2 protein-coding genes are annotated in these 4,837 nt (G+C 29.7%); both read left to right on the forward strand.

Going from position 1 to position 4,837, the window contains the following annotated elements; translation table 11 throughout:
- Positions 1 to 76 precede the first annotated feature (76 nt).
- A complete protein-coding gene (gene mutS / locus PLW95_07835) occupies positions 77 to 2,665 on the forward strand; it encodes a DNA mismatch repair protein MutS (protein HOV22564.1) in 2,589 nt (862 codons plus the stop codon).
- Between the two features lie 352 nt (positions 2,666 to 3,017).
- Positions 3,018 to 4,718, forward strand: a complete 1,701-nt coding sequence (gene mutL / locus PLW95_07840; protein HOV22565.1) for a DNA mismatch repair endonuclease MutL — start codon at positions 3,018 to 3,020, stop codon at positions 4,716 to 4,718.
- Positions 4,719 to 4,837: the final 119 nt, after the last annotated feature.

Consider the following 4,837-nt stretch of genomic DNA (forward strand, 5'->3'; position numbering starts at 1 on the left):
TTTTTTCTTGCTACTCTCTCCTTGCTACTTTTTAAGAACTGCTTGCTACTTTTACAAAGGGGTTAAAGGAAAGGAAATGTGGTATAATTTTCTTATGGAGAATTTAACCCCTATGTTGGAGCAGTATAATTCAATAAAAAAGGAATATCCTGATTGTATTGTTTTTTTCCGATTAGGCGATTTTTATGAGATGTTTTATGATGATGCAAAAATTGCCTCTCAAATTCTTGACCTTGTTTTGACTTCAAGAAGTGCAGGCAAAATGGGTAAAGTGCCTATGTGTGGTATTCCTTTCCATTCAGCCGACTCCTATATTTCAAAATTAGTTAAAGCCGGATATAAAGTTGCTATTTGTGAACAGGTTGAGGACCCATCAAAAGCAAAAGGTATAGTAAAAAGAGAGGTTATAAGGGTTATAACTTCTGGGACTTTTATTGATGAAAATTCAACAGAAGGAAGGTATTTAGTTTCAATTTACCCCGATAAAAAAACAATAGGTATTTCTTTTTTGAGTTCAGAAGGAGAAACAATTTTTACAAATCAATTTGATGATATAACAAAAGTGGTTGATATTATATTTAAATACCCTATTTATGAGATTATTTTCCCAGAAGAAAAAGAGGAATTTATAAAAAATATATTTGAACAATATCCATTTTTAAAGTTAAGAAAAATTGTTTTGAGTAGTTGCAATGACTATACTTTCAATTATGAAATTTCAAAGGAGACAATTTTTTCGCATTTTAAGGTTGAGAGTTTGCGAGGATTTGGAATTGAAGAGAAAGAACTTTGTGTAAGAACTTCAGGAGCAATAATTGAATATTTAAAGTTTGTTAATAAAAAAGATTTTTCCCATCTAAACAAAATTTCAATTTATTCTGATGATGATTTTCTTTATATTTCTCCTTCTGCTTTTTATGGACTTGAAATAAATAAATTGGTAGGAATTTTGAATATAGCAGTTACTCCATCTGGAAAACGACTTCTAAAGGACTGGATTTACCATCCATTGAAAAAGGTAGAAGAAGTAAAAGAAAGACATAAAGCAGTAAGGTTTTTAAAAGAAAAACAAGAGATAAGAGAAAAGGCAAGAAATTTATTAAAAGGAATTGGGGATGTTGAAAAAGCAGTCTCAAAAATAAGTTGTGGATATGGAAATGTTAAGGATATTTTTATTGTTGCTAATTTAATTTTTAAAATCCCTGATATAAAAAAAGTTATTTCAGAAATTGATATTAAAAATAATTATTTTTCAGTTGAAGATAGTGATGATTTAAGAAATTTTCTTGATATGGCTATAAATTTTGATATTTCTCCTATAAATTATGAAGGAAAACTTATAAAAGAAGGATATAATATTTCTCTTGATGAATTAAGAGAAATAAGTTATAAGGCAAAAGAGTATTTAAGAAATTTACAAAAAAAGGAAATAGAAAAAACAGGTATAAATTCCTTAAAGATTGGGTTTAATAAGGTCTTTGGTTATTATATTGAAATTACAAAGGCAAATTTACATCTTGTCCCTTCCGATTATATAAGAAAACAAACGCTTGTAAATGCTGAAAGGTTTATAACCCCAGAACTTAAAGAGTTTGAAGAGAAAATTTTAACTGCTGATACAAAAATTAAAGAAATTGAAGATAAAATAATTGAAGAAGTTAAGAATAAAATAATTGAAAATGCTCCAACCATTTATTCAATCACAAAAAAAATAAGTGAATTAGATGTTTTAATATGTTTTGCATCTGTATCAGAAGAAAATAATTATGTAATGCCAGAAATTGATGAGGGGTTTGAGATTTTTATAAAAGATGGAAGGCATCCTGTTGTTGAAAAGGGAATTGATAATTTTGTTCCCAATGATACTTATATGAATTGTTCAACAGATAAGTTTTTGATAATAACAGGTCCAAATATGGCAGGAAAATCAACTTATATAAGACAGGTTGGACTTATTGTTATTATGTCTCAAAGCGGTTGTTTTGTTCCAGCGAGTTTTGCGAAAATTGGTATAATTGATAAAATTTTTACAAGAATTGGTTCACAGGATGAAATAAGTAAAGGGCAGAGTACTTTTATGGTAGAGATGACTGAAACAGCAGAAATAATAAACAATTTAACAGAAAGGAGTTTAATAATACTTGATGAAATTGGAAGAGGGACAAGCACTTATGATGGTTTTTCTCTTGCATTATCTATTTCAGAGTATTTACAAAGTAAAAAAGTAAAGGTTCTTTTTGCAACACATTTTCATGAATTAACGGTTCTTTCCCAAAAATATAAAGGGGTAAAGAATTATAATGTTTCAGTTAGAAAAGAAGGAGAAAATGTAATTTTTCTTCATAAAATAATGGAAGGTAGTTCTGATGAAAGTTATGGAATTTATGTTGCCAAACTTGCAGGAATACCTGAAAAAATAATAAAAAGGGCTGATGAAATTTTACGACTACTTGAAGCAGAAGACAAAATCAAGGCACAGATAATGGAAAAAAGTGAAATTGCTATTCCATCTCTTTTTGAAAATGTTGACCTGTATAAAGAGAAAAACAATAAGGAAGAGATGGACTTGAAGAAAGAAATAAAAAATATGGATATTGAAAATATTACACCTCTTCAAGCACTTTTAAAACTTAAAGAACTAAAAGAGAAAATTGATAAGTCATGAACAAATCCCATTAGGGATATTAATAAAAAGTAAAAAGTCCCCCTCACCCCAACCCTCTCCCCAGCGGGGAGAGGGAAATCCCCCCCAATTCCCCCCTTTATTAAACCGACTGGGGAAGCAAAGGGTAGCAGGGCAGAGTTGGTGCTTAATGTCTAAGCACAACGGGGGTTAGAGGGAATTTTGGAGGGGGATTTAGCAAGCACAACGGGGAGTAAGGGGAGTGAGGGGGATTTAATAAAATCCACCCCTGCCCTCCTTTACAAAGGAAGGAGAAAAAAGAGAGGGGAAGGTAGGGGGATTTTAAGACTTCGTGAAATATAAACGGATAATAAATATTTGAGGAAAATTGAAAATGGGAAAGATTAATGTATTACCTGAAAAAGTAATAAGCAAAATAGCAGCAGGAGAAGTTGTAGAAAGACCTTCTTCTGTTTTAAAAGAGTTGCTTGAAAATTCTATTGATGCAAAAAGTAGTAAAATTTTTGTTGAGATAGAAAAGGCAGGAGAAAAACTGATTAAAGTTGTTGATAATGGGGTTGGAATTGACCAAGAAGATATTGGATATGTTTTTTCAAGATATGCAACAAGTAAAATAAAAGATGAAAAAGACCTTGAAAAAATCCTTTCATTGGGTTTTAGAGGGGAGGCACTTTATAGTATTGGGGTTGTTTCAGATGTTATTTTAAGAAGTAGAAGTAAAGGAGATGAAATAGGGACTGAAATACATATAAGAGGTGGAAAAGAATTAAGTAGAAAAAAAGTAGGAATGAGTGAAGGAACAATTGTTGAAGTAAGAGAACTATTTTTTAACACCCCTGTTAGAAAAAAATTCTTAAAATCAGATACAACTGAATTAAGACAGATTTTAAATGTTTTTTTACCTTATGCTATTCTTTTTTACAATGTTGAATTTAAACTGATTCATAACAAAAGAGAAATTTTTTATTTACCGACAACTTCCGATTTAAAAGAAAGAGTAAAATCAGCAACAGGAATAAATTCAGATGAACTAATTTTAATAGAAAAAAAATTTGATAATTTTTCTGTAAATTTTTTACTCGGGAATATAAATATACAAAGACCAAGAAGGGATTTACAATTTCTTTATGTAAATAAAAGGCCTGTTTATAATTTTAACATTTTAAATTCCATAAACAGGGTATACAGAGCCATTTTACCTCCTGATGTATATCCTGCTTTTTTTATAATGATAGAAATAGACCCAGAAATGGTTGATGTAAATATCCACCCAACAAAAAGAGAAATAAAAATAAAAAATGAAAATGAAATTATAAAGTTAATCGGAGAGGAAATTTATTATACTCTTGTAGAAAAAGGAAAAGGGAAAAAAGTTGAAAGAAAGTCCGTTTATATTGAAAGAAAAGAAGAAGGTATTGAACCCCAGCCAATAAAAGAAAGGGGGATTTTTGATTTTAAGACAGAAGATAGAGAAGAGACAAAGGAAAAGGATAATTTAAAAAATAAGTTAAAAGACATAACTTTTATTGGTGTTTTGAAAAATAAATATATCTTTTTTCAAGGTGAAGAGACCCTTTTTGTTTTTGACCAGCATGCAGTCCATGAAAGAATAAATTATGAAAAGTTTTTAGCCCAGATTAAAAGTAAAAATATTGAAATTCAAAAGTTATTAACACCAATTATAGTAAAATTAACAAAAGAAGAGATGGTTATTTATGAAGAAATAAAAGAGAAAATTGAGAATTGTGGATTTTTGACCACCAGATGGAGTGAAGATGAAGTTGCAATACACGGGTATCCTACATTTTTAAAAAATCCTGAATTCTCTCTCAGAACAATTTTTACTGATATTGTTTCTCCACAGGGTCCTTCGGCGAAAATTATTGATGAAGAAAAAATTGCAAGGAGTGCCTGTAGAAGTTCAATTATGGCAGGAGATAAAATTTCAGAGGGAGAGTGCCTTTCTCTTATAAAACAATTACTTAAATGTGAAAATCCTTTTGTCTGTCCACATGGCAGACCAACAGTTATTGAATTTCCTATAAGTTTTTTTGATAGGCAATTTTTAAGATAAATCAGTCAAAACAGAGAAATTGAAGTTTAGAAATTGGTAAAAATTTTCCCACAGGAGATTGTCAAAATAACTTTTCCTTTAAGTTTCCATCCAATAAATGGGGAATTTTTACTTTTTGA

It is taken from the genome of bacterium, assembly GCA_035370465.1.
GTDB lineage: Bacteria > Ratteibacteria > UBA8468 > B48-G9 > JAFGKM01 > JAGGVW01.